The following is a 25,648-nucleotide window of genomic DNA, read 5'->3' as shown; positions in this document are numbered from 1 at the left end:
AGAATTAAGGAAACATTAAGTGTGATTCGGCCTTGAAATGTACGATTTTAATCGCCCCATCAGTGCCCCTCAGAGGTCTTTGATTTTTCTGAACTATTCGTAACTACTTGATTTTATTGGTGGGCCCACTAGGATTTGAACCAAGGGCCAACGGATTATGAGCCCGTCAATTCCAAAATAAGTAATTGATTTTATTATAATTTTAATCGCAGGAAACCACTACAATTGTCGTACGAAGTATAACAGCAAGCGTAGCCCGGGTGAAGTGAAACGAAACCCGGGATGTTCCAAGCCTAATATCCCGGATTACGGCTGCGCCTGCATCCGGGCTACGCTAGCTGAGGGATGAAATGCCTAGAGAATATTGGATAGCCGTTCTACGACAGCCCCTAAGAGAGAGCATTCTCGCGCTGTTAGAATGCGCGATATGGAAACAGGTAAAACAATGTACACAATAGGGCAGAAAACGGTTGCTATTTTTGAGAGAGAAGGATAATAGACGCTTTTCGCTATCACAGTAAAGAAATAGCCATTAAAGCTCTTAAAGCAGCCGTGAGTGGTAGAGCTTCCCAAAAAGTGAATATCAAAAAGCTTCAGCAATATACAAGACAATTTGGACTTAATCTTGATCCTTATATTTTGACGGTGACAACATGAATGAACAAGCATTAAAAGCACGATTAAAGCATATTGGCAAAGAAAAAGGTAGGTGTAACTTAGGGGGCAAGTCTATTTATAATGGCTTTTATTTTCATAGATAATAAGCATTCTCAAACTCTATACTTTGCGGTCTAGAAATGAAAAAAACTCCAAATCGATCCTGCAATAATCAGGATATTAAACGATAAATCTAATGGGATAGCTAGAATTATGTACATAAAAACTGAGTATCCAAATTTAAATAACATTATAAATATAAATAGACTTGCTCCCTAAGCTCTCCAGATTAAAAAACCATATTCGGCTCAACTTGTATAAATTCCTTATCGGAATCATGCTCATCTACACCCACTGTATCATAGCTGTAGCCTTCTTTTTGTTTTTTCATGTTTTTACTGCTAAAGAAGCTACAACTTCTCCCAACTATTGGATTTATATCAGTATTTTTAGGTTTATGCCTCTCTATAGCTCCTGCAAGCTCAAGCATGAGTTTGGCTCCCGTATGGTGAAACCGATATTGTTCTTCTAAAGGCAAATCCTTAGAAACAACTGTATCTTGTTGATTTTCGTCTATCCTTTCTTCAATCTCAGGAGTTTCAATCTTATTGAAAATCATGGAAGTAGAATCACCAATAGGTTTCGCTTTTACCTTCGCACTATTAATTTTCATTAAATTCCAGGATATATCATCAAACAATGCTGGTTTTGTATATGCTCTCTTTATATCATCAATCTCTTCAAGCATTTCCGCTATACTTGTATTTGGTAAAGGAGATGATTCAACAATTGTTTTATTTTCTGATAACGTAACCTCAACAAAAGTTACCAGGGGTTTTGATGTTGCATCATCATGAAATTGCTTCGCAATGGGGCCCCCATGTTCTGAGATAAGTTCCCTATACTCTTTGAAGAGGGTAGTATATTCAGCTATAGATTGAGGAAGATAGACATTCTTCATGTAATCATAATAAGGTTTAGACCAGGAAAAATATTCATTACTCTGCATACCATTAAGCATTATATTATTTTGTCTATCCAATGCATGCAATCGATCCTGGATTTCATTATAGCTATTTACAAATCCATCGTAGTGCTCTTTACTTTGAGTTTGAATACTGAGGAGTAGTGGTAATACAGGAGTAATAGTCTTAAATTTTTTCCTCAAATTATTTTGTTCATTGTATGAAGTTCCCACGTTGAATAATCGATTAAAGGATACTTCACGCTCTTCCCAAATCAAGCGACTCTCACGGCTCAACTGCTTCCGGTCAATAACATTGGAAAGATTATTTGATATTAATCCAGTATATATTGCACCAGCCCCCAATAAGTCCCCTTTAAGGTAACAAAAATTCATTAACTGGATGTACATGTCATAGAAAAACACTCTTTGAGTAGGATTCTCATGCTGCATCACAGAAAAATAAATCAGACTAGACAGATTATTAAAATACTTAGCGGCTTCATCAATATTTTGAAAACTGTCACCTGGCTTCCTGGAGTCTACGGATTTAAAATTAATAATTTCCTTACTTGGAATATTCGTAAATACTAAACGTGATTGGGCTAAGATTGAATTGCTTAACTCATCTAAAAATTGACTAATTTGTGAAGAAATGATGTCCTTTGTCCCTTTCTTTTTATGCCCATATTTTTTATATTTATCATGGATTAGATCAAAAAAATGATTAATTTCATGTTCGATCTTTTGGTACGCAAGGCTCTTCAAAACTTCTGGCATAGCCACCTCTACTTGTGATTATTAGATTAAATTGTCAATTGTAATTATTTTTACAAAAAGCAAATTTATTCTACATAAGAATAAATAAAATACAATCAGTTGTATAAAAAAATAAATTGGCTCTCCCCCAAATGTAGGGGCACTTTAATCGGATTATAGTAATCTAACTCATTGATTCCGCAATCAAAAGAGGATTAAAGTGCCGAAAAAAGATATTATCCTAAATTTGCCTGGCTATTCAATAGTCAAGGTGACAGGAAACAATCCTGTTTACATACAAGTAAATTATAATCGAGTTGTTCGTTGTATTTGCGAAAAGCAGCAAAGTGGGGTGGTTCTCACATTGCTTCGTAATCCAAATAATAGAAAAGAAAAAGATACATCTCAAGGTCGTAAGGTAGTTAGTTTATGGTTTGTGTCTACTGAGCCCCACAAAATCCCCACAATGGTTTTTGAGGGGTTGGGATAGTCGATTGCAACTTATTGATTTTAAAGGTTTTAATTGGTGGGCCCACTAGGATTTGAACCTAGGACCAACGGATTATGAGCCCCCAGCCTTAAAATTAACTCGTTGATTTTAAAGTAATAATATGTCGCGAGATACCACTACAAATGTCGTACAGAGTATAACAGTGTCGTACTCAAACACGCAAATCTCACGCAAGTATATTTTAGCAACTTTATTGGCATTTTACCGGAAAGGCCATTTGGTTTTCATAAAAATGACTATTTGAGACGTAATGAGGGATAAGATGAAATGTAAGTCATTTGATACAAATATTCGTTATTTATTTGTAAGTAACGAAATAATGTATCATAATTTAAATATGAAAACAGAAGACAGCTATAAACAAAAAGTACTCCAGATGGCTAGCAAAACTGGTGTCATTAGAATGTCCGATCTAACCAAAGAGGGGATCACTAGAGCGACCATTTCAAGGCTTGTTAGCGAAAACAAACTTGAAAAACTCGCTTCTGGGCTCTATTGCTTGCCAGAGACTGAGCTTTCAGAAAAAGAAAGCCTGATTATTATAGCAAGCCGAGTACCTCAAGCAGTGTTTTGCCTGCTAACTGCTTTGCAGATTCATGATCTAACAACACAGCTACCTCGAAAAGTATGGATAGCTATGCCAAAAGGGAGTCATGTGCCAAAAATGGATTATCCCCCGCTAAAAATGGTGCAATATTCCGATGAAGCCTTTAGTGAAGGAATTGAAATTATAGAATCAGATAATATTAAACTAAGGGTGTATAACCGTGCTAAGACAATTGCAGATTGTTTCAAACATCGCAATAAAATTGGACTTGATGTGGCCATTGAAGCGCTCAAAGAGGCTTATACAAAAAATCAAGTCACAGTTGATGAACTATGGCATTATGCGAAAATTTGTCGCGTTGCAAACGTAATGCGTCCTTATATTGAGGCAATTCAATGACAAAAAATATTGGTGAGTCTGTACGCTCACGTTTAAAGAATATAGCTGTTAAAGAAGGTTCTGATTTTAATGCGGTATTGACTCGTTATGGTCTAGAGCGTTTGTTATATCGAATTGGAGAATCAGAATATTCTAAACAGTTTTTGTTGAAAGGTGCCTTACTATTTAACCTCTGGTATGACATGCCTCATCGCCCAACTAAAGATATTGATTTATTGGGATTTGGTGATAATGATCTAGCGTATATTAAACAAACGTTCAGTAAAATTTGCAGAATCTCTGCAGATGATGGAATAAGTTTCCTGTCTGAATCAGTGACGGTTGACACTATCAAAAAAGATGGAGGTTATACTGGAGCAAGAGTTGAGTTATTTGGGGAATTGGCGAAAGCAAAGATTAAAATACAAATTGATATAGGCTATGGTGATGCAGTTACCCCTGGGCCAATAGATGCTCATTATCCCGTACTTCTTAGTGATCTTCCTGCCCCTAAAATCCGTACTTATCCAATTTATACGGTAATTGCAGAAAAGCTGCACGCAATTGCATTATTGGGCATGGCGAATAGTCGATTAAAAGACTACTTGGATCTTTATGTATTATTAAATAATGAGCAGATAGATAATCAAATATTAGCCGAAGCTATACAAGCTACATTTACCCGTCGAGGAATGATTCTTCCTGAGGCACTGCCCATTGGTCTGACTGATGAGTTTGCTAACGATCCAAGCAGGGAGTCAATGTGGAAAGCCTTTTTGAGAAAAAATGAACTAGAGCAGAGATCATTAGTAGAAGTTATTTCACGGATTAGTACACTTATTCAGTCATCAATGTCTTTGGCTACAAAAGCTGTCTCCTAGGACAATGAAATATTTTGTATGGCTGTTCCATTTCAAACTAAATTTCTTGCCTGATTGACTATAGAAATGTCTATTTGGAAAGGAAAAAAACAAAGATTTGCTCAGAGACTTATCGAAAATATTAAAGAAATAAGTTTTATTAATAAAGAAGGAAAATTAAGTTATTACGGAGCACCTATTTTTATAGCGATAATCTTAATAATAACTATCGCTTAAATCTACAGCCTTTTCTTTCTACGTTTTAAGATATAATGCTAAATGCTGTCTAAACTCATAAGTTTTGACACGAATTTGGATACTATCTCTGGGTCCATATTTGTTCAATCTTGTTGGCTGAGACACCATTTACAATAGTTCGATTTATCATTGGATGGAACTCGTGAGTTGGACCAAAGTCACTATCTGGATGGTAAGCAATGACAGCCATTTCCGAATTTTTTGTACGGAAGCCGTGTTCACCATCAGTTGGGATAACAAAGACACAACCTGGAAGCAACGGAATAATTCCAGCAGGAGTGATACATTCGCCTTGACCGCGAATTACTATACCAACTCTCATAGAAGGATGAGTATGGATCGTTTGGTCAATGCCAGTAGGGAAATATAGCATGTTTAAGCAGCCATCACCCATTAGAATAGGAGGAATTAACAACGAGTCTGTGCATCCGTCAATATAGTTCAGGCGACCTTGATCTTCGACTGGACCCCCTATATTAAAAAAGCCTTCATAACCCAAACGAGAGATTACAATACCTTCGCCGTCACCATCTATTTCTGTTATTCCTGGAGCCGAAAAATACATCCCCTTTTTTAATTTGAACTCACCTGAATAGTGGTTGATTGTCAAAGTTCCATCGTAAACATACCCGAAATGCGTCGCGTTTTCTGGCAGTTGCAACAAATCGTGCGAGCATCCCCATAGTTGAGTCGGGAAAGTGTCGGATTCCATATTCGATAGCATGCCGTGCGATAATGGGTAAGGTATAAAGCTTTCATTTTTTTTCACAGTTTTTCCTCTTTAAATTGATTAATCACAATTGACGAGTTGAGCATTTTCAGCTTTAGCCGATTCCAATACAGGATCATCACCAAAGAATGCTTTTCTATCGATTTGGAAGCGCTGCGCTAGTAAGCTACGCTTAATTTTACCTGTTGGAGTTGCCGGAATAGGCTCATTTCCAAACATAATTACTCGTGGTCGGTAGCGTGTTGTGCAAGCACGAACTATTTTCAACACCTTTTCTTCATTGGCAAGAGTGCGTTGTGCACATACATACAAGCCAATTTCTTCTCCAGCTAAATCGTTAGGGAATCCCGTGATGCCAAATCGACAAAGACCGCGCAGAGCTTCGAGCTCAGCTTCGATTGCTTGAGGGGATAGATTTTCCCCATAACGTATGATAATTTCTTTTTTGCGGCCAGTTACAAAGAAATATCGATTGCCATCTATCGTAGTGAAAAATCCCAAATCTCCTGTACGTAAGCCACCACCCTCGAGAGCCATTTGTGTAGCAGCTACCTCATCCCAGTAACCTAACATTGTTGTATGACCAGAAATTACTATTTCCCCTTCTTCTTCTTCCGAGGCCAGTGTTCCGTTCCCGCGCAATATATTCATTTCACATCCAAACAATTCTGGGCCGATGCTTGGAACTTTCCAACCCTCAATTGTGCGTTGTAGGTCCGTTCCTGAAACGCTCCAAGGAATAGTTGCTGCAAAATTTACACATTCACTTAAGCCATATCCTTGATGGATATCAATACCTGTGTTAGCCATAAACTCACGTGCTACAGCGTTAGATAGAGGAGCAGCTGCTGATACGGCATATTGGAGTTCGGGTAAAGATTTTCTTGATACTGAAATAGCGGAAAGAACCCGAATCATTTCAGGCACCAGTGAAATAATATTCACGTTCTGTTCATCTAAGATTGACCAGATTGCCGAGCCAGGTAATCCCGCACATAACACCACATGATTGCCGGCATAAAGAGAAGCAATCATTGAAAACCCAAAAGCATTAGCATGGAAAAGTGGGAGGACACACATATGAACTCGAAGCTTAGTCAGTTGATGTGTTCTTGTTAATCCTTCTGCATTTACCAGTAGATTATAGTGACTTAGACAGGCCCCTTTAGGAGTTGATGTCGTGCCTGAAGTGAACAGAATTACCGCAGGATCATCTGGTGACACATATTGATTCGGCCAAATAAATTTATCTTCATCGGTGATCGCTACTAAGGGCAAGCTTGGCAAAGAATGTACAGCTATTTTCTTTGCGTTCAAGAGTTCAGGTGCTACCCCTGAACCTGTCACCAGAATTTGAGGGCGTACTTTATCAATTATTACCTGCAGCACACGAAGTGATTCAGTATTGCTGACAGGCACAGTTATAGCACCGATAGACATTAACGATAAGTGGGTGATGAATGCCTCAGGAGAATTTTTAGAAATGACAACCACACGATCTTCAGAGGTGACTCCATGTCTTACAACAAACCAATGCGCAAGTCGCTTGATCTGTAACAACAGTTCACCGTAGGAATAATGTTGGGATTTTTTATCCCCGTCATACCAAGTTAAGGCGGGCATTGTCTTGCTAGACTTCAGCCCTTCTAGTACCTGGGGTAAACTGACTCGGTCCATCAGTCGATCGGTTAAAATTCTACCTTTATAAATCCGGGCGTCAACGTGCAGAGACACTGACGGGCTTGCGGATTGAAGTTCATTCATTATTAAATCTCCTTAAAAAAGCATTGCCAAAAATTGATTTCTAGCATCTTTTAAATGGGCTAAAGAATCCCCACTTCGTCATCAAACATGCTTTCCCTTTCCGAAGAAAAGATGTTGTTATTCAATTGTTGTGCTTGCATGACAAGCTCAACAAAATCTCTTAGAGTCTTAGATTCAAACAACGTACGAATTGAGAAGTCAACGCCATAGTCTTGGCGAAGACGGGCCATTAACAACATGGCTAAAAGTGAATGCCCCCCTAAATTGAAGAAATTATCTTCCATACTGACTTTTTCAATTCTCAGAAATTCAATCCAAATGGCCGCAATTTCTCTCTCTAGCTGTGTTTCTGGGGCAACATATGTGATGCAGTGACTTTCTGGGGGCGGCAATTCATCCCAGTCAATTTCTCCTCTTGCTAACTTCGGTAGCTGCTCTACACTTATAATCTTACTTGGCAACTTGTGAGCCGGAAGTATTATTGATAACTCTTCATGCCAGTTGATTTCATTGGTGTTTTCAGAAAAGTGAGGATGCAGCGATATATACCCTATTAATTGAATCTGATGCTTAGAATCTTCGTATGCTACCACTAAAGCCTCGCTTACTACTGAATTAGCCTTCAACGCAGATTCAATTTCTCTAAAATCAATATATCGCCCATTGATCAAAGCTTGTTTCGTTCTACCAATGAACTCGATCTGTCCATTAGAACGCCAACGAGCGTGTTCTTTGGTTCGGAATAAACGTTGTCCAGCCATGAAGGGGGACGGAAGAAAATCTTCTGCTGTAAGGTGGGAATGTCCTACATAGCCAAGAATCCACGGGTCTCCACTAATGTAAAGTTCACCAATCACGTTTGGTGGTACTAGCGCTAATCGTTCATCAAGAATATAGGTGAGTACCCCGGGAACTGGACGTCCAAGTGCAGGAGCTTTTGTCGGTAACAGACCTGGTAGAGCTTCTTTGTATCGAGATATACCGTAATGAGTGATTTCTTCTTTCTGAGCGTATTCGGTTCCGGCAAGCATCTGTATGTATCCACCTACCATCAACGGCAGCAGCACATCTCGCGCCGATGGCTCGAAGGGCTGAGCATATCTATGCATTTTATCCTTTACGCAATCAGCCATTTTCATCAATCGATGTGATATGCCTCGGTGTGTTATAGAAATAAATTTGAGTCTGCTACTAGCATCCCATTCTGGAAATAGAAAAGCGATATCATCCATGCTCACCAGCGTATCAATAGATTCAGAGGAGAAGATAGCCACTGTATCTATCTGCTCATCCAATTCAATGATAGAGTAGTTTAAGTTCGCTAAATCCTTTCCAAACCCCTGAATACCAACTACCAAAGATGAACCACTTTCCGATAGCAATTCTAATATACGTGCTTTAGGATAGTCAGCTTCGATCGGCAAACAACTGGCACCAGTTTTTAGGATACCTAACAAGGCCGCAAGAGTTGCTGTAGAAGGGTGCATAACCAAGCTAACAATCACTCCAGGAACACTTCCTTCAGCACTTAGATGAGCTGCCAACCAATCTGACCACTTATCCAGAGTATTATAGTTTATACTTTCATCGCGGAACTCAATTGCTATTCTCATTGGATCACATTCGACTTGAGAGCGAAACATTTGATGCACGCATAGAGACTCGAAAGCCGGAAATTTAGTATTCCATTCCTCCAAAATTAAGTGCCGTTCTTTCTCGCTTAACAATGAAAAATCACACAATGGGCTATCAGGTGATGATACAGCTTGCTCTAGTAATGTACGGTAGTGCTCGGCTAATCTTTCAATGGTGGAAGCATCAAACAAGTCAGTAGCGTACTCTAAAGAGCAGGTAATAGAGTCACTGTCTTCTCTTACTCGCAACATTAGCTCATAACGAGCCTTGACTTCACCAGCTGAAAGTGTCTCGACCTTCAAATTTGGAAGCTGCAATGTTTCTGGTCTATCATTTGCTGGAATTGAATTGATCATCACTTGAAAAATTGGAGGTCGGGAAAGGTCTCGTACGGGATTAATTTCTTCGACCAGTCTTTCAAAAGGTAGATCCTGATGACTGTATGCTTGTAACGCAGTCTCCTTGGTGCGTGCAAGTAACTGTCGCATGCTTGGGGTACCGGATACATCAGTGCGCAACACTAAAATGTTAACAAAGAATCCTATTAACCCTTCGGTTTGGCGTTCTCTGCGTCCTGCTACTGGAGTACCAAGAACAATATCTTTTTGGGCGGTCCAACGAGATAGCAGATGTTGGAAGCAGGTGAGCAGTACCATGAATAATGTCGCATTTTCTGCATGCGCCAAAGTCGCCATTTGCTGAGTCAATAGTTTTGGCAAAGTGAAGTTCACGCTCGCTCCACGGAAGCTTTGTACTGCAGGGCGAGGCCGATCAAGCGGGAGATCTAGGCCAAGAGGGATGCCGTTTAATTTATCCTTCCAGTAACTAATTTGACGTTTAAGTACATCACCTTGTAGCCACTGGCGCTGCCATAAAGCATAATCGGTGTACTGTACTGCCAATTCTTGAAGCGGAGAATCCAATCCTTGGGAGTAAGACGTATATAAAGCGCCGAGTTCACGAGTTAGTACACCTAACGACCAACCATCCGAGACGAGATGGTGCATCACAATGGCTACAATATGTTCTTCAGGTGAAAGTTGTATCACTGTAACTCGAAATAGGGAGCCGGCTGACAGATTAAAAATGTGTGATGCCTCAGCGTTTAATGTGTGATTTGCCTCTTCAGCACGAAATTTGTCCGGTAGGTCTGATAAGTTAATATGATGTATTGTAAATTCACCTGGTGCGGCGATTATTTGTTCGACAGTTTCATCATCCGCGACAAATCTTGTGCGCAGAGAATCGTGACGACGTACAATTTCCGTTATAGTCTGTTCGAATGCATGATAATCGAATAGACCAATAAGGCGTATTGCCCCAGAAATATTGTAGGTCGATCCCATTGCTTCGATTTGCTCTAACAGCCACAAGCGTTCTTGTGCATATGATAAGGGCAAGCGCGGAGGACGAGCCTGCGCAACTAATGATGGAGCATTCGATAAGCAAAGCTCCTGCTGGACTGCATCTATTAACGAGGCTAAATCTGCCAATAGTGGGTGCTCAAAAAAAGAGCGAATCTGTAATTCTACACCAAAAAATTCATTAACACGCGCGGCTACTTGAGTAGTCAATAACGAGTGACCACCAAGCTCGAAGAAGTTATCTTGTCTGCCGATTCCATCGAGTTTCAGGACTTCTGTCCAGATATTTGCTAAGACTGTCTCAGTTTCCGTATATAAATCGGCGTCACTGGACTTATTGAGCAGCATACAAGGATCAGGTAAAGCATTCCTGTCGATTTTATTATTTGGAGTTAATGGTAGGGCAGGCACCGTTAAGAAATACGCCGGCACCATATATTCGGGAAGGAATTGCAGTAATAGATTACGCAGCTTTTTATGATCTGGTAAAACCTTCTCTTGATTCATTACCAAATAACTTACCAAGCGCTTGTCCTCAGGACTATTTTCTCTAACAACAACCACCGCTTCACTTACATCAGGTAAAGTCATCAGCGCAGCTTCAATCTCTCCTAACTCTATGCGGAAGCCACGGATCTTAACTTGAGAGTCATTCCGTCCTAGATATTCTATATTTCCGTCCGGCAGGTAGCGTGCCTCATCACCAGATTTGAACATGCGATCGCCACGCTCGCTGCTGAATGGGTTCGGAATAAATTTTTCTGCACTGAGTTCGGGCCGGCCTAAGTAAGCTCGGGCCAATCCAGCGCCGCCGATGTAGATTTCGCCAGCAACGCCGATAGGAACAGGGTTTAGATCCGTATCAAGAAGATATACTTGTACGTTATCGATCGGATGTCCTAACACAGGAGTATCGCCCGCAGTTTGAATATTGCAAAAGAGGGAATCAACCGTTGTTTCGGTTAGACCGTAGACATTGTAGAAACTTTGCCCGAATCGTTGCTGCATTGTTTTCCATAATTGATGATTGATAGCCTCGCCTCCAACGAGAAAAATCTTGGCCAATCCGACAGGGTGCTCCGATGAAAGCAGAAGCGGGAGCTGCGATGGCGTACAGTCGAGAACATCTAATTGCCAAGCGCTAAGTGTCGAGGTTAACAAATCCGGATCGTTGCGAATATACTCAGGAATCAGATATAGAGAGGCGCCTTGCAGCAACAAGAGCCATTGCTGAACTGAGGCATCGAAAGAGATGGATGCATTTAGGCCAATCCTCAATCCAACTACGTCATCAACATTTTTGTATATTTGATTTACTAAAGCCGTTTTTAAATTTATAGCAGCTTGATGCGTGATGCAGGCTCCCTTTGGTTTGCCTGTAGAACCCGAGGTATAAATGACATACGCCAAATTAGCAGGATCTGTGCTGTGCTTTAGATTTTCTGTGCTGAGCCGCTCGATTTTACTCCAATCTGAATCCAAAAAGAATGTTTCAATCTTAAATTCGCATGCATCAAGTATAGGTTTTAGATGGTGCTGTGAAAGTAATACCATCGGTTTTGAATCATTAATCATAAAAGCAATGCGTTCTGAAGGATAGTTAGGATCAATCGGTACATAGGCACCGCCCGCCTTCAGAATACCCAGTATCCCGATTATCATCTCTATGCTACGTGTTACATAGAGTCCCACCAACATTTCAGGACCTACACCGCAGCACGTCAGATAATATGCCAATTGATTAGCACGTCCATTGAGTTCATCATAACTAAGTTGTTGATCTTTATACACCAAGGCCACGGTGTCTGGTATACAAGCTGCTTGCATCTCGAACAATCTATGAATGGTGCTATGAGAGCGCTGCGTATTAGTGTTATTCCATTCTATCAATAATTTATGACGTTCTGTTTCTGGTAATATGCTTATACCCCGTAACGGGGTAGTTAAATTATTTCCTAATGACTCTAATAAAAATTCTATCCTGTTCGCTAGTAACAGCATTTCTTTTTCAGAAAAGTAGGCTAAATTATAGTCCAGATGAAGCGCTACTTCATTATTATCTCCTTCCCATACGATGATTGAGAGGGGAGTCTGCTGATGATTATGACTCAAGTAAAAGAGGCTTGCTTCATTTTCATCAAACATTAAATCACAATAATCGAATTTCAAGTAATTGAATAAAACATCATACATGGTTTCAGAACTGCCCCTAAAAGGTAGTTCTCGCATGATTTCACCCATGGAAAATCGTTGGTGACGATAATTGATCTTCTGTTGTTTTGTAATATTCGTTATGATTTCTTGAGTTGATTTATTACTATCTATATTTAAAATCATAGGGCTCACACTGGTGAAAACGCCTATCATTTTTTTTTGAATTCGGTTTCTTCGGCCATGTGAAGGAATACCAAAAACCATTTTTTCCTGCTCATAGGCAATCGAAAAATAACTCGCTAATACACCTAAGAAAACATTGGGTACTCCAACCTTTAGGTCATTGGCTAAATTCTCCAAAACACTAAATGTGGCGCTAGAAAGATTGACAGTGTGTCGACGACTAGGAATTGTTTTATTTTCCTTGAAGTATCGTAAATAATTGGCTGAAAGTAATTTGTTAGGCATTTCAGAGCAGTAATCCAACCAATATTTTTTATCATCAGAATATTTTTTATTATTTAAATAGTGTTGCTCATCTAAAAGGATCTGATTCCAACTATCATTATTACAGGTTACTGGAATATTATTGTAAAGCTTAGCCAAACTTTCAGACCAATTTAAAAATCCCCAACCATCAATAGAAATATGATGGGCAATACCTACATACCAAAATGAATTATTGCTAATTTTTACCAAATAGGCATAACAAAGCTGATTATTCATCATAGCAATTGGAGTTTCAAAAAGTTTTTTGGTCCAAGCTTCAGCTGCAGTTAACGGGGTAGAGTCACTAGAGAAATCAATAATAGATAATGAATCCATTCGATCTTCGCATATAAATTGGTTTACTCCCTCCTTACATTCAACAATTCGAATACCAAAAGCATCGTTCGAATTAACAAGCTGTCTATGTGCTTCAATTAATTTTTCAATGTTAATTCGAGGGAGATTAATATATCCACCAACATTATATAAAGGACTTTCAGAGTGATAGAGTTGATCAAAGTAAATGTCTTGTTGTGCAAGGGATAAAGAAAACATCTTGTTCGTCATTACTAATTCCATTACATCTTTAATTTAATGTTTACACTGTATATACTCAGAGAAGTCAAAACAAAAAAATTAGACCTTGTACAGACCGCTTATGGGTTTTGCCAGTATTTTATAATTGGTTAAATTGTATAATAAAATCGATTATTCAATTTTCAGATTCCGATGTTACTGCCATTCTACTCCTGAGAGATAAGGGGCGCATGTCTGTCCATACTTCTTTGATATGCGATAAGCAATCATCTCTCAAACCTTGAACGCCTACTTTTTGCCATCCATTTGGTAGGTCTTTAGTGGTCGGCCATATTGAATATTGCTCTTCTTCATTGATGACCACATTATAAGTTTTTCCATTTTCAGGGGTCTGATCCGGCATAATTGATTGAAATTTATACATATTAAAGACGTGTAGTTTATATGTTTTCTTTTATTGTGTAAATATTTTTTACAACATTAAAAAGTGGATAATTTTGTCTTATTCCAAAAGCTAAATTGGTGTCGTTTATGGCATGGATTGCCATTTCATCGTCTGAACCAGAATATTCGGATGGCTAGCAAGTGGTTTCTCTTCATCAATAAAGAAGAAGCCATGCCTCTTGTAAAGCCGTGAGGCTTTCAAATTATCCGGTGATACATCTAGAAATATCTGTTTGAATCCTATGTTGATTGCATCAGACTTGACAACATCTATTAAACGCTCTGCTACACCCAATTCACGTGACGCTGGTTCAACCCACATCGCGATCAAATTGTACCGATCTGTTTGGTCCACACCAGCACCAATCATTCCTATTGCTTTTTCATCCTTGAAGGCCAACCAAAATTTGGGTTGGGTTTCGGACGATGCACGTTGTTTCCATTGTTCATCACTATTAGTGATAGCTGTTTGGTAACTTACACCGAATGCTGTTGGGCTATCAAGAAGTGCAGCGAGTCGAATTTCTTTTAAGATCGTCCAGTCTCGTTCTTCGGTTGCTCGAATTTTCATAGTCGCCTCAGATGATATCTGCAATTGCAGTTAATTTCAGTAAACATTCCTTAATTATCATGTTTATTTTTCGTAGAACAAGATGTCTTTGACTATCTAAGAAAAAATGATCGCCTGGAATCATGTGAATCGTAGCAGATGAAGTAAAATTAGATTCCCAGCTTTGTAGATCAGCGGGGGTTACTTCAGTGTCTTCAGTTCCTCCTAAAACAGAAATAGGGCAATTAAATGAATTTACTGAAGATGAGCAATATGTATGTGATAATTTAAGTTCGGCTCTTAATGCAGGAAGTAATAGCTTCATTAACTCTTCGTTTTCAAGTATTTCCTTTTGTGTTCCATTCAGTTTTATTAATTCTTTTATAAATTCTTTTTCAGGCAAGTTATAAATACCTGCTCCACGGGCTGGAATATGTGGTCCTCTGCTACCAGAAGCGATGAAATGCATTGGTAAAGGAGCGTCAAGGCTATTTAATTGAGACATTAATTCAAAGGCCACCTTGCTTCCTAAGCTATGGCCAAACAAAATATAAGGTAGGTCGATGATATTTTTTATTGCTGGCAATAGACCATTCACTAGTGCATTCATATCTGAGAAAGCTGGTTCAAATATACGATTACATCGGCCAGGAGGCTGAATAGCGACTAGTTCAACATTATTAGGTAGCAGCTCAACCCAAGATTTATATGTTAACGCGTTTCCACCAGCATAGGGAAAACATATAATTCTCAAACTTGGGAGTGTTATAGGTTTAGGTATAAATAACCAGTCTGAGCGGGACATTAATATATTCCTATAGTAATTTCGAGCAAGGTGCTTTCTATATTAGCATTGTAAATTAGATAAGTCTTTTCAAATTGGCAAACAAGTTGCAACACAACAGATTGAAACTAATATTTTTAATAGTACAATAAGCGCAAGCTGATTTATCATCATTTAGTTCGCATTAAAAACAGGTGAAATGCTTTTTTGTTGATCATTGAGTCACCATCGGTATCAAACCCTTCTGAAGCTTACTAGCTTTTATGTTTGAACTATTGGCACTTAAATTTAACTGTGTCGATTTGGTATAAATCTAAATTAGCACAGGAAGTATTAAGATGATCAATGAAATTATGTCGCTTTTGGCAAAAAATGGAATACAACTCTCGTTGAAAGGTGATGGCCTAGCTTACAGAGCCCCTAAAGGTGCATTAACAGACGATATCAAAAAGCTAATAGCTGATAATAAATCCCGTATCATCAGTTTCTTTCAAGTGCAAAAAAATGCCATACCAACTCCTCAGCAGCGTATTATGAAACGTGAGGTGGCCTTGTCTTCCGCGTTGCAACTTTCATTTGCCCAACAAAGGCTGTGGTTGTTGAACCAGATAGATAATAGCAGCGGCCATTACAATATGCCGAATGCCCTAAAATTGTCCGGCCCATTAAATCTTGGGGTGCTCAACCGAACCTTCAACACGATTTTGGAAAGACACGAAATTCTACGTTCTTGTTTCTTAATTGACACCAATGACCAGCCATACCAAGTGGTTAATCGTTCGCCGGAATTTTCTGTTACTGTACAAGATGTATCTTTTCTCGATGAAGAACTACGAAATGAAAAAATTGCAGAGCTGATGGCGGAGGAAGCTAGTCGTCCATTCGAATTGAGTACGGATTTGATGTTACGTGCCTTCCTAATAAAAGAGGCGGAAAATGAACATATACTACTAGTGACCATACATCACATCGCGTCAGATGCATGGTCGATGTCCATATTGATAAATGAGTTTTCGAGTCTTTACTCGGCATATATGCAAGGTAAAGAAAATCCTTTAAAGCCACTTTTAATTCAATATGCCGATTATGCCCACTGGCAGCGTAACTGGCTTCAAGATGTGGATGTACAACTCGATTATTGGGAAAAACAACTGACGGACTTGCCTCTTGTTCATAGTGTGCCGCTTGACCAAACGCGCCCGAGTGTACCAGATTTTTCTGGCACTATTTTTTATTCCAGGGTTAGTAAAACGGTTAGCTTAAAACTTCAGGACATATGTCAAGCACATGGTGCGACCCTGTTCATGGGTTTGCACGCGGCGTTCTCTGCATTTTTATCACGCTATAGTAATGAGTATGACATAGTTGTAGGAAGCCCAATCGCTAATCGCGAGCAGCCTGAGGTTGCTGGGTTGATCGGTTGCTTTATCAATATTCTTGTATTACGCAGTAATCTCTCAAGTGAGCCATCGTTCGTTGAGTTGCTAAAGCAAAGTAAAGCAACCTTGTTAGATGCATACTCGCATCAACAAATTCCTTTCGAGAAAATAGTAGAGCGCTTGCAGCCGGATCGTAGCCTAAGCCATAGTCCACTCTTTCAGATTATGCTGGTTTTGGAAAATATCAATCAGGCTACACTGAACCTTCTAGACCTCAATCTGAGTGTCATGGAACTGCCTGACAATTTCGCCAAATATGATCTGACACTCACTGTGCGAGAAAACTTGGAAGGACTCCTATTGGGCTGGAGATATAATACTAATCTGTTTGATGCTTCTACCATTGAACGCATGGCAGAGCACTTCAATACATTGCTTTCTTCAATGTTGTTAGCCCCTGATATAAGCGTTTTTAGTGCTAGCATGATAAGTACTTTGGAACAACATCGGTTGCTGGTGGAGTGGAACAACACGGCTACTGATTTTGCACGTAATAAGTGTGTTCATGAGCTATTTGAAGCTGTAGTTCGTCAGCACCCACATAATAAAGCGTTGTTTACCGACAACATTAGTCTTAATTATGAAGTTTTAAACTCTTATGCCAATGGATTGGCACATGAGCTAATCGCTGCAAAAGTTATTCCGGGTGATGTTGTTCCAGTGTTGATGGAAACAGATGTGGAAGTACCTTTAGCTTATTTAGCGATTATGAAAGCAGGTGCTATTTTTGCACCTATCGATTTGCGCTGGCCGGTTGATAGAATCCTAGTCGTATTAAGTAAATTGGCACCCAAGGCTATATTGGTTGATAAATCAGTCTCCTTCGATTTAACGGGTAAGGCAAATGTTTTGGTAGTGGATCTTCTCTATGCAAAATCTAGGCCAGATAACCCTGGGTTGAGTTTAGCAGCCGATGCGCCGATCTATATTTTTCATACTTCGGGTTCAACCGGTGTTCCTAAGGGGGCTATTAATCTGCACAAAGGCATTGTAAATCGATTAGCCTATATGGATCGTGCTTTTTGCAATCCGGAAGATCAGTCTGTTATGTTAATGACTAATCATTGTTTTGACTCGAGCATATGGCAAATATTCTGGCCTTTGCTGAATGGAGGAAGTTGCTATATCCCAGATAAAAATAAGAATCTTGATATTGGCTACGTCATTGACTCTATCTCTCGAAATAAGATAACTATGACGGATTTCACTCCAGTATTTTTTTCTTTATTTGTCGAAGAACTCAATAACAGGAAGTGGCCAACTGGCTCATTGTCAACACTAAAAGCATTGAGTGTTGGTGGAGAGGCTATTATCGTTAACGCAGCCAGAACGTTCAAGTATGCTTACCCTGATATTGATTTGATCAATGGTTACGGTCCAACGGAGACTTCGATTGGTATGATATTTTATCGACTTCCCAAAGTTCCTCCATTGCGGATCCCGATTGGCAAACCTATCGCTAATGTCAGTGTTTATGTTCTCGATCAAAATCTTAAACTGGTTCCGATTGGTGTGCCCGGAGAACTTTATATTTCTGGTGCATGCCTTGGTGCTGGTTATTGGAAGGACCCTATACAAACGGAAAAGGTATTTATCGATAATCCATTTCACATTCAAGGGAACTCTGCAAGTAATGAGCGCATGTACAAGACTGGAGATTTAGTTCGCTGGTTACCAGACGGAAATTTGGAGTTCATGGGGAGAATCGATCATCAAGTAAAAATTCGTGGATTCCGAATTGAGTTAGGCGAAATCGAAAAGATCCTTCTTACTCACAATAAAGTGAAAGAGGTTATTGTGCTGTCCAGAGAAACCCAGGATGGTGATAAATATTTAGTTGCTTACGTAGTGCTTAAGGAGCGTGATGATTCAGACAGCATGAAGGAGTTCAATGAGCTTCGTATGTATCTTGGTAAGATATTGCCAGACTATATGGTACCTTCTGTTTTTATGTTATTAGAACATATACCTCTTACATCTAACGGCAAGATAGATCGCAAAGCACTACCTGAACCAGAATTAACTACCCAAAAACAATATTACGTTGCACCAACTTCCATAACAGAAACAAAAATATGTGAGATTTGGCAGGATATACTTGGTGTTAATCCTATCGGGGTTAACGATAACTTTTTTGAGTTAGGTGGGCACTCCCTGACAGCCATGCGAGTGGTAGGGTGCATCTCGAAAACATTCAATGTTTCATTACCGATTAAAGCCATGTTTACTTCCCAGACTCCAAGAGCTTTGGGGCAAGTGGTCTTAGAGTTGGATATCGGTATCGATCAGCCTCCCTTGCTTTGCGTCGAGCGTGAGCAGTTGATGATACCGTCCTTTGCCCAACAGCGTTTGTGGTTATTGGATATTATTGACGGTGGTAGTTCGCACTACAATATACCTGGTGTGTTCAAGCTTTCAGGACAAATTAATTTGACTGCTTTAAAAAGCGCTTTTAGTACCATTGTGGAACGCCATGAGAGCTTGCGAACTTATTTCACAACTAATAACGATGGGCAACTTTTTCAGGTTATTCAGCATGATGTAGAGTTTGGCATCCAGCAGACAGACCTTAGTAATCTTGGTGAACAAGCACAGCAAAGCAAGCTTAAACAAATTATGTGGGATGAAGCAAATGGGAGTTTTTCGCTAGACTCTGAATTGATGTTGCGTGTGCAATTAATAAAATTGGCTGAAGATGAACATATTTTGCTGGCCACGATGCATCATATTGCATCCGATGGTTGGTCGGTAACAATATTGTTCAACGAATTTTGTGTGTTGTATTCTGCTTTTGTAAGAGGAGAGGCAAATCCTTTACCAGCGTTGAAAATTCAGTATGCCGATTACGCTCATTGGCAACGCAACTGGCTCAAAGGCGATCTGTTGGAGAAACAAATCAGTTGGTGGGAAAGGCAATTGGCTAACTTACCAGTAGCTCACGGTTTGCCATTTGATTACCCTCGCCCGCGTATACAGAGCTTCGCAGGTGCAAAAGTGTACTCACAAGTTGATAGGCATACCAGCAAAGCATTAAACATCCTCTGCCAAGAACACGGAGCTACGCTGTTCATGGGATTGCATGCCGCTTTTTCCGCTTTCTTGTCACGTTACAGCAATGAACAAGATATTGTTGTGGGGACACCAATCGCAAACCGCGAGCAGGAAGAAGTTTCTGACTTGATTGGTTTTTTTGTCAACACTTTAGTTTTGCGCCTTGCTCTCTCTGGAAACCCTTCCTTTAGTGAATTGATAGCGCGCAGTAAAGGCGTACTTATTGATGCTTATATGTACCAGCAAACACCTTTTGAACAAATTGTTGAGCACTTGCAACCCGAACGTCACACGAATCATGCTGCTTTATTCCAGATCATGTTGGTGTTTCAGAACAATAATTTTGACACGTTGGAGTTGCCAGGACTGAGTATTACTCACCTAGCTAAAGCTAATGAGATTGCAAAATACGATTTGACATTATTTGTTACTGAGAGGGAGGATGGTCTGTCTTTAACATGGGAATATAATACAAATCTATTTGATGCGGTAACAATTGAAGAGATGTCACGACATTTCGGTGTTCTTTTAGAGTCGCTGACGAGTGCGCCCCATGCAAATGTGTTTAGCGTTGCTATGTTAAGCGACCAAGAAAGTGAGAGACTGTTAAACTTGGGTAAGATTGGAGATGAGCTCGAGCTTCACATTGAACCTCGATTGCTGCAATCCCACTTTTTGCAACAGGTGGAGATGCGAAGTAGTAAAGTTGCTGTAAAAACCTCAAAGAAATCATTAACCTATGAAGAGTTGTGGAAGTTAAGTGGAGTGTTAGGGCGTAGGCTGATCCAAGATGGTTGTGCAACCAATAAATTGGTGGCTATAGTCATGGAAAAAGGCTGGGAGCAAGTAGTGGCTGTTCTTGGGATTGTGCGTTCGGGTGCAGCCTACTTGCCGATTGATGCACATTTGCCAGCAGATAGAATTAAGTTATTGTTAGAGTTGGGAGAAATAACCCAGGTGGTTACTACCTCCGAATTTGAGAAAACGCTATTGGTTGGTATGTCCTTATCTATTATTTCGATTGATAGCGAATTTGAATCTAGTTCAAAGATTAATTTTTCTATGGAAGGGCTGGACTCATTTAATAGTCCGAATGATCTGGCATACGTTATATTCACGTCGGGTTCGTCAGGAATACCAAAAGGAGTAATGATTTCGCATGAAGGCGCTACCAACACCATTGATGATTTATGCGCGAGATTCAATTTAAAAGACACTGACAGCGTCTTAGCTCTGTCTAACTTGAATTTTGATCTCTCGGTATTCGATATTTTTGGGTTATTGTCTGTTGGTGGTACTATTGTTATTCCGCAGGAGAGTGAAGCCAAGGATGTTAACGCCTGGAACCGTTATCTGGAAATGGAATCAATCACGATTTGGAATACCGTTCCAGCTTATATGCAAATTCTAACGAAGTTGGATACTAAGCGTGTGAATCATTCGCTGAGGTTGATTATGATGGCAGGAGACTGGATTCCAACGGATTTGCCAGCTCAAATAGCAGTTCAGTTCCCAAATGCAAGACAAATTAACCTAGGGGGCAATACTGAAGCATCAATATTTTCATGTATTTATTATATCGATAATATATCAAAGATTGGTAAAAGCATTCCATATGGTAAGGCTTTAACTAATCAACATATGTTTGTGTTTGGTAGTGATTTGCGCCCAGCTCCTTATGGCGTTATTGGTGAAATTTACATAGGTGGCGCTGGGGTTTCACTCGGGTATTGGCGCGACGATGTACAAACGAAGAGTAGCTTTATTGTTCATCCATATACTGGTGCTCGACTGTTCAAGACAGGCGACCTTGGGCGCCTTTTGCGAGACGAAAACATCGAGTTTATAGGCCGGAAAGACTTCCAGGTCAAGCTCCGAGGATTTCGCATTGAGTTGGGAGAAATTGACCGCGCACTCCTCTCGCATGCAATGATCAAAGATGTGGTTACGTCGGTGATACACTCCAATGGTTCCAGTGGACTTCTGGTCGCACACGTAGTGCTCCATGAGCATGCTTCTCACGATACGCAGTCGACTATCATTAAATCGTTACGCCAACATCTTGGAAAAATACTGCCAGAATACATGGTTCCCACTGCTTTCGTCTTGCTGGGCAACATGCCTTTGACACCGAATGGGAAAGTCGACCGCAAGGCACTGCCTGCACCCGATATAGCCGTATTGCAGAAAGAGTATGCGGGGCCCCGCAACCGAGTAGAGGAAATTTTGTGTAAGGCATGGCAGGAAGTATTGGACATTGAGCGCGTAGGGATTACTGATAACTTTTTTGAGCTTGGTGGCCACTCGCTGCTTGTCATGCAAGTAGTTGAAAGTTTGCAGCGCCAACACATCACAATGACGGCACATCAGTTGTTCGTCGCACCCATCCTGGTTGATCTAGCTGCATTAATTGAAAGCTCTTTAGAGCGACATACTTTACCTTTAACAGCAACAGAGAATCTTATTCCGGCTGATTGTAAGTATATTACTCCGGCAATGTTGCCATTGGTATCGCTGAGCCCCGAAGAAATTGAAGTCATTGTTAACCAAATTCCTGGTGGTGTGAGCAATATACATGATATTTATCCACTTGGACCATTACAAGAAGGTGTTTTATTTCATCATCGATTGAAGCCAAAAGGTGATGCATATGTTCTTTGTGATTTATTCAGAATTAAGAATAAACAAGAAGTTCATAAGTTTTTGGAAGCATTACAGTTTGTAATTAATCGGCATGATGTGCTTCGTACAGCCATTTTATGGAACAAATTATCAATACCGGTTCAGGTTATTTGTCGTCAAGTAGAGTTACCGGTCAGTTGGATTGAATTGGAAGCTGGGATTGATTGTTTAAGCTATATGGAGGGTCTTTCTGCACCTGAAATTCAGCAAATGGATTTGGGCCAAGCTCCATTATTGAGGGCATTAATTGCACGTGAACATGGCTCGGAAGAGTTTATTATATTGTTGCAATATCATCACATTATTTTTGACCATATTGGTATAGAGATTATTCGAAGAGAAGTTTTATATTATCAAGCAGGGAAGGGGGATAATCTGCCAGCTGTAGCGCCTTATCGTAAGTTTATAGCCCATGTTTTGAATCAAGCTGCACATAATGATGCTGAAGCATATTTTCAAAAACATCTAGCTGATATTGATGAGTCTTCAATACCATTTAATTTAGTTGATACACAAACCGACAGCAGCCAAATAGTTGAAGTTCAAAAAATTGTTCCATTAGAATCTTGTCATCAAATTCGTCGGATTGCAAAAAAGCTCAAAGTAAGTCCAGCTGTGATCTTTCATGCCGTTTGGGGGATGGTTGTTGCGCGCTGTAGCGGTAGTAATGATGTCGTTTTTGGTACTTTGCTATCTGGCCGCTTACAAGGAGTGAGTGGTGTTGAACGTATGTTGGGTCTATTTATCAATACATTGCCACTTAGAGTGAAGCTGGGTAATTGCAGTGCTGTTGAATTAGTAAATCAAGTTCAAAATTCTCTTCAAGAGTTGTTGTCTTATGAGCAAACACCATTAGTTCAAGCTCAAAGCTATGCAAATCTCCCAAGTGGCTCGCCTTTATTTAGTGCTATTTTAAACTATCGACACTCTGCAACAATTGAACTAGGGGAAATTTTACATAATGATGATGATCTCTTTGTTCAAAACAATATAGAACATCTTAGTAGTAAAGAATACACCCATTATCCATTTGACTTATCGGTCACTGACTACGGCTTAGGATTTAAACTTACTTTATGTGTCGATTGTTCAGTGAGTGCGGAACGTATATTGGGTTATGTACAAACAAGCCTTGAAGGCCTGGTTAGTGCTTTGTTAGAAGTTTCGGAAAAAACAATTAAAGAAATTCCTATGCTGCCTGAAACTGAGCTTCAGCAACTCCTCTTTGATTGGAATGATGATCAGATATATTATCCCAAAACTCGATGCATCCACCAGTTATTTGAGGATCAGGTAGTGGCCAACCCAGAAGGGATCGCTTTAGTTTTTGAAGGACAACAACTGACTTATCATGAACTGAATATCAAAGCGAATCAATTAGCGCATTATTTAGTGATTGAGCATCAGATTACGGCAGACACCTTAGTTGGTATTTGTGTTGAACGCTCCATCGATATGGTTGTGGGTATTATGGGGATCTTAAAAGCTGGTGGTGCTTATGTTCCGTTAGACCCAGACTATCCTAACGAGCGCTTAGCTTATATTCTAAAGGATACAAAGCTAACTATAGTGTTGACGCAAAGTCATTTCTTATCGGATATACCCATCATCAGCGAGCAAGCAATCTGTTTGGATAATGAGGCAGTTAAACAACAGTTGGCGAAACAGCCGTCGACAAATCTTGATGTGAAACGATTAGGCTTAACTTCGAGTCATTTGGCCTATGTAATTTACACCTCAGGTTCAACTGGCCAGCCTAAAGGGGTGATGATAGAACATGAGAATGTTGTCTCATTAGTGTGCAACTCAAATTACTTATCTTTAGAGCCTGGCAATATTGTTGCCCAAGCTTCGAATATGTCTTTCGATGCGATAACTTTTGAATTGTGGGGGGCTCTCCTTAATGGTGCCAAACTCGTTTTCATCAGTAAAGAATCACTAATTAATGCCAGTAGATTAGAAATGATTATTAACGAGCATAAAGTGGATACATTATTTATCACTACAGCACTGCTCAATCTATTCTCGTTAAATAAACCTGATGCAGTAAAGAACTTAAAGCATCTGTTATTTGGTGGAGAAGACTGTTCGTTACAGGCAGTAAATAAAATAATGAAACATAGTGCCCCAGAACGATTATTGCATGTTTATGGACCAACAGAAAATACAACATTTAGTTTATGGAAACAGCTAACTTCTGATTATTTAAATACTACCCCAAAAGTATCATTAGGTAATGGATTAAGTGGTCGGACGTCTTATGTATTGGACAACGATAAGAATTTAGTACCTATTGGTGTTAAAGGTGAGTTGTATCTTAGTGGTAGTGGACTTGCCCGAGGTTATTTAAATCAACCTGATTTAACAGCTGAGAAGTTTATAACGAATCCCTTCTACGATGCTACGAACCCCGATTGTAACAAACGTCTTTATAAAACTGGCGATTTAGTTCGCCGGTTACCCAATGGCGATATAGAATTTTTAGGTCGAATTGATCAACAGGTTAAGATTCGTGGTTTTAGAGTAGAGCTGAGTGAAATTAAGTCTGTTTTATTGGCCGAAGCTTTGATCAACGATGCGGTGGTTTTGGCTACAGAAACCAATAGTGGTGATAAACGTTTAGTGGCTTATGTGGTCTGTGATAATGCGATTGATATGGTAGGAGATAATGATGAGAGTCAAGCTCTACGTCAAGACTTTATAGACTCATTGTGCCATAACCTTAAACAAGTCTTGCCTGATTATATGTTACCGTCAGTGTTTGTAATTTTAGAGAGATTACCATTAACTGCCAATGGAAAAGTGGATCTGAAAAAGTTACCTGGGCCTGAAATATTGAAACCGCACTCGAGGTATATGGCTCCCACAACGGAAACCGAAATCATCTTATGTAAAATTTGGCAAGAAATATTTGAACTGGAACATATTGGTATTACTGATAACTTTTTTGATCTAGGTGGTCATTCTTTGCTCGCCGTGAAATTACATGCGCTGATTGAGATTAAATTCAATGTTTCCTTACCTTTAAAGGCAATATTTGAGTTTGAAGACTTGAAAGGGTTAGCATCATATTTGGATGTGATTGGCTGAC

Annotated in this window: 11 protein-coding genes; 4 read left to right on the top strand and 7 right to left on the bottom strand. The window is 39.7% G+C overall.

The window, feature by feature from the left end; translation table 11 throughout:
* Positions 1–946: 946 nt before the first annotated feature.
* Positions 947–2,401, bottom strand: coding sequence for a RasGEF domain-containing protein (locus LFA_RS15005; protein ID WP_052673996.1), 1,455 nt, complete (start codon positions 2,399–2,401; stop codon positions 947–949).
* Positions 2,402–2,600: 199 nt separating this feature from the next.
* Between LFA_RS15005 and LFA_RS15000 the strand changes: the two genes are divergently transcribed.
* The 3 genes from LFA_RS15000 to LFA_RS14990 all read left to right on the top strand — a co-directional run bounded on the left by LFA_RS15000 (position 2,601) and on the right by LFA_RS14990 (position 4,697).
* On the top strand, positions 2,601–2,870 hold the full coding sequence (locus LFA_RS15000; RefSeq protein WP_045096893.1) for a hypothetical protein: 270 nt from the start codon (positions 2,601–2,603) through the stop codon (positions 2,868–2,870).
* 283 nt (positions 2,871–3,153) lie between these two features.
* Positions 3,154–3,837, top strand: coding sequence for a type IV toxin-antitoxin system AbiEi family antitoxin domain-containing protein (locus LFA_RS14995; RefSeq protein ID WP_231865859.1), 684 nt, complete (start codon positions 3,154–3,156; stop codon positions 3,835–3,837).
* Complete coding sequence (locus tag LFA_RS14990) at positions 3,834–4,697, top strand: nucleotidyl transferase AbiEii/AbiGii toxin family protein (protein ID WP_045096892.1); 864 nt, start codon at positions 3,834–3,836, stop codon at positions 4,695–4,697. Before LFA_RS14995 ends, LFA_RS14990 begins: the two co-directional genes overlap by 4 nt.
* 298 nt (positions 4,698–4,995) lie before the next feature.
* On the opposite strand, the gene LFA_RS14985 is transcribed toward LFA_RS14990, so the two are convergent.
* The 6 genes from LFA_RS14985 to LFA_RS14960 form a co-directional block, all read right to left on the bottom strand.
* On the bottom strand, positions 4,996–5,703 hold the full coding sequence (locus LFA_RS14985) for a cupin domain-containing protein (protein WP_197541193.1): 708 nt from the start codon (positions 5,701–5,703) through the stop codon (positions 4,996–4,998).
* Positions 5,704–5,724: 21 nt separating this feature from the next.
* A complete protein-coding gene (locus tag LFA_RS14980) occupies positions 5,725–7,428 on the bottom strand; it encodes a class I adenylate-forming enzyme family protein (protein ID WP_045096891.1) in 1,704 nt (567 codons plus the stop codon).
* A gap of 59 nt (positions 7,429–7,487) precedes the next feature.
* Positions 7,488–13,637, bottom strand: a complete 6,150-nt coding sequence (locus LFA_RS14975) for a non-ribosomal peptide synthetase (protein WP_045096890.1) — start codon at positions 13,635–13,637, stop codon at positions 7,488–7,490.
* Between the two features lie 145 nt (positions 13,638–13,782).
* A complete protein-coding gene (locus tag LFA_RS14970; protein WP_045097663.1) occupies positions 13,783–14,010 on the bottom strand; it encodes an MbtH family protein in 228 nt (75 codons plus the stop codon).
* Between the two features lie 126 nt (positions 14,011–14,136).
* Complete coding sequence (locus tag LFA_RS14965) at positions 14,137–14,622, bottom strand: GNAT family N-acetyltransferase (RefSeq protein WP_045096889.1); 486 nt, start codon at positions 14,620–14,622, stop codon at positions 14,137–14,139.
* A gap of 7 nt (positions 14,623–14,629) precedes the next feature.
* Complete coding sequence (locus LFA_RS14960) at positions 14,630–15,406, bottom strand: thioesterase II family protein (protein WP_045096888.1); 777 nt, start codon at positions 15,404–15,406, stop codon at positions 14,630–14,632.
* Positions 15,407–15,723: 317 nt separating this feature from the next.
* On the opposite strand from LFA_RS14960, the gene LFA_RS14955 reads away from it, so the two are divergent.
* A complete protein-coding gene (locus LFA_RS14955; protein ID WP_045096887.1) occupies positions 15,724–25,647 on the top strand; it encodes a non-ribosomal peptide synthetase in 9,924 nt (3,307 codons plus the stop codon).
* The last annotated feature ends 1 nt before the right edge of the window (position 25,648 follow it).

Origin of the sequence: Legionella fallonii LLAP-10 (assembly GCF_000953135.1) — a bacterium.
GTDB classification, from domain to species: Bacteria; Pseudomonadota; Gammaproteobacteria; order Legionellales; family Legionellaceae; genus Legionella; species Legionella fallonii.
The sequence above is the reverse complement of the archived record's forward strand: the minus strand, read 5'-3'. Positions and strand labels throughout refer to the sequence as shown.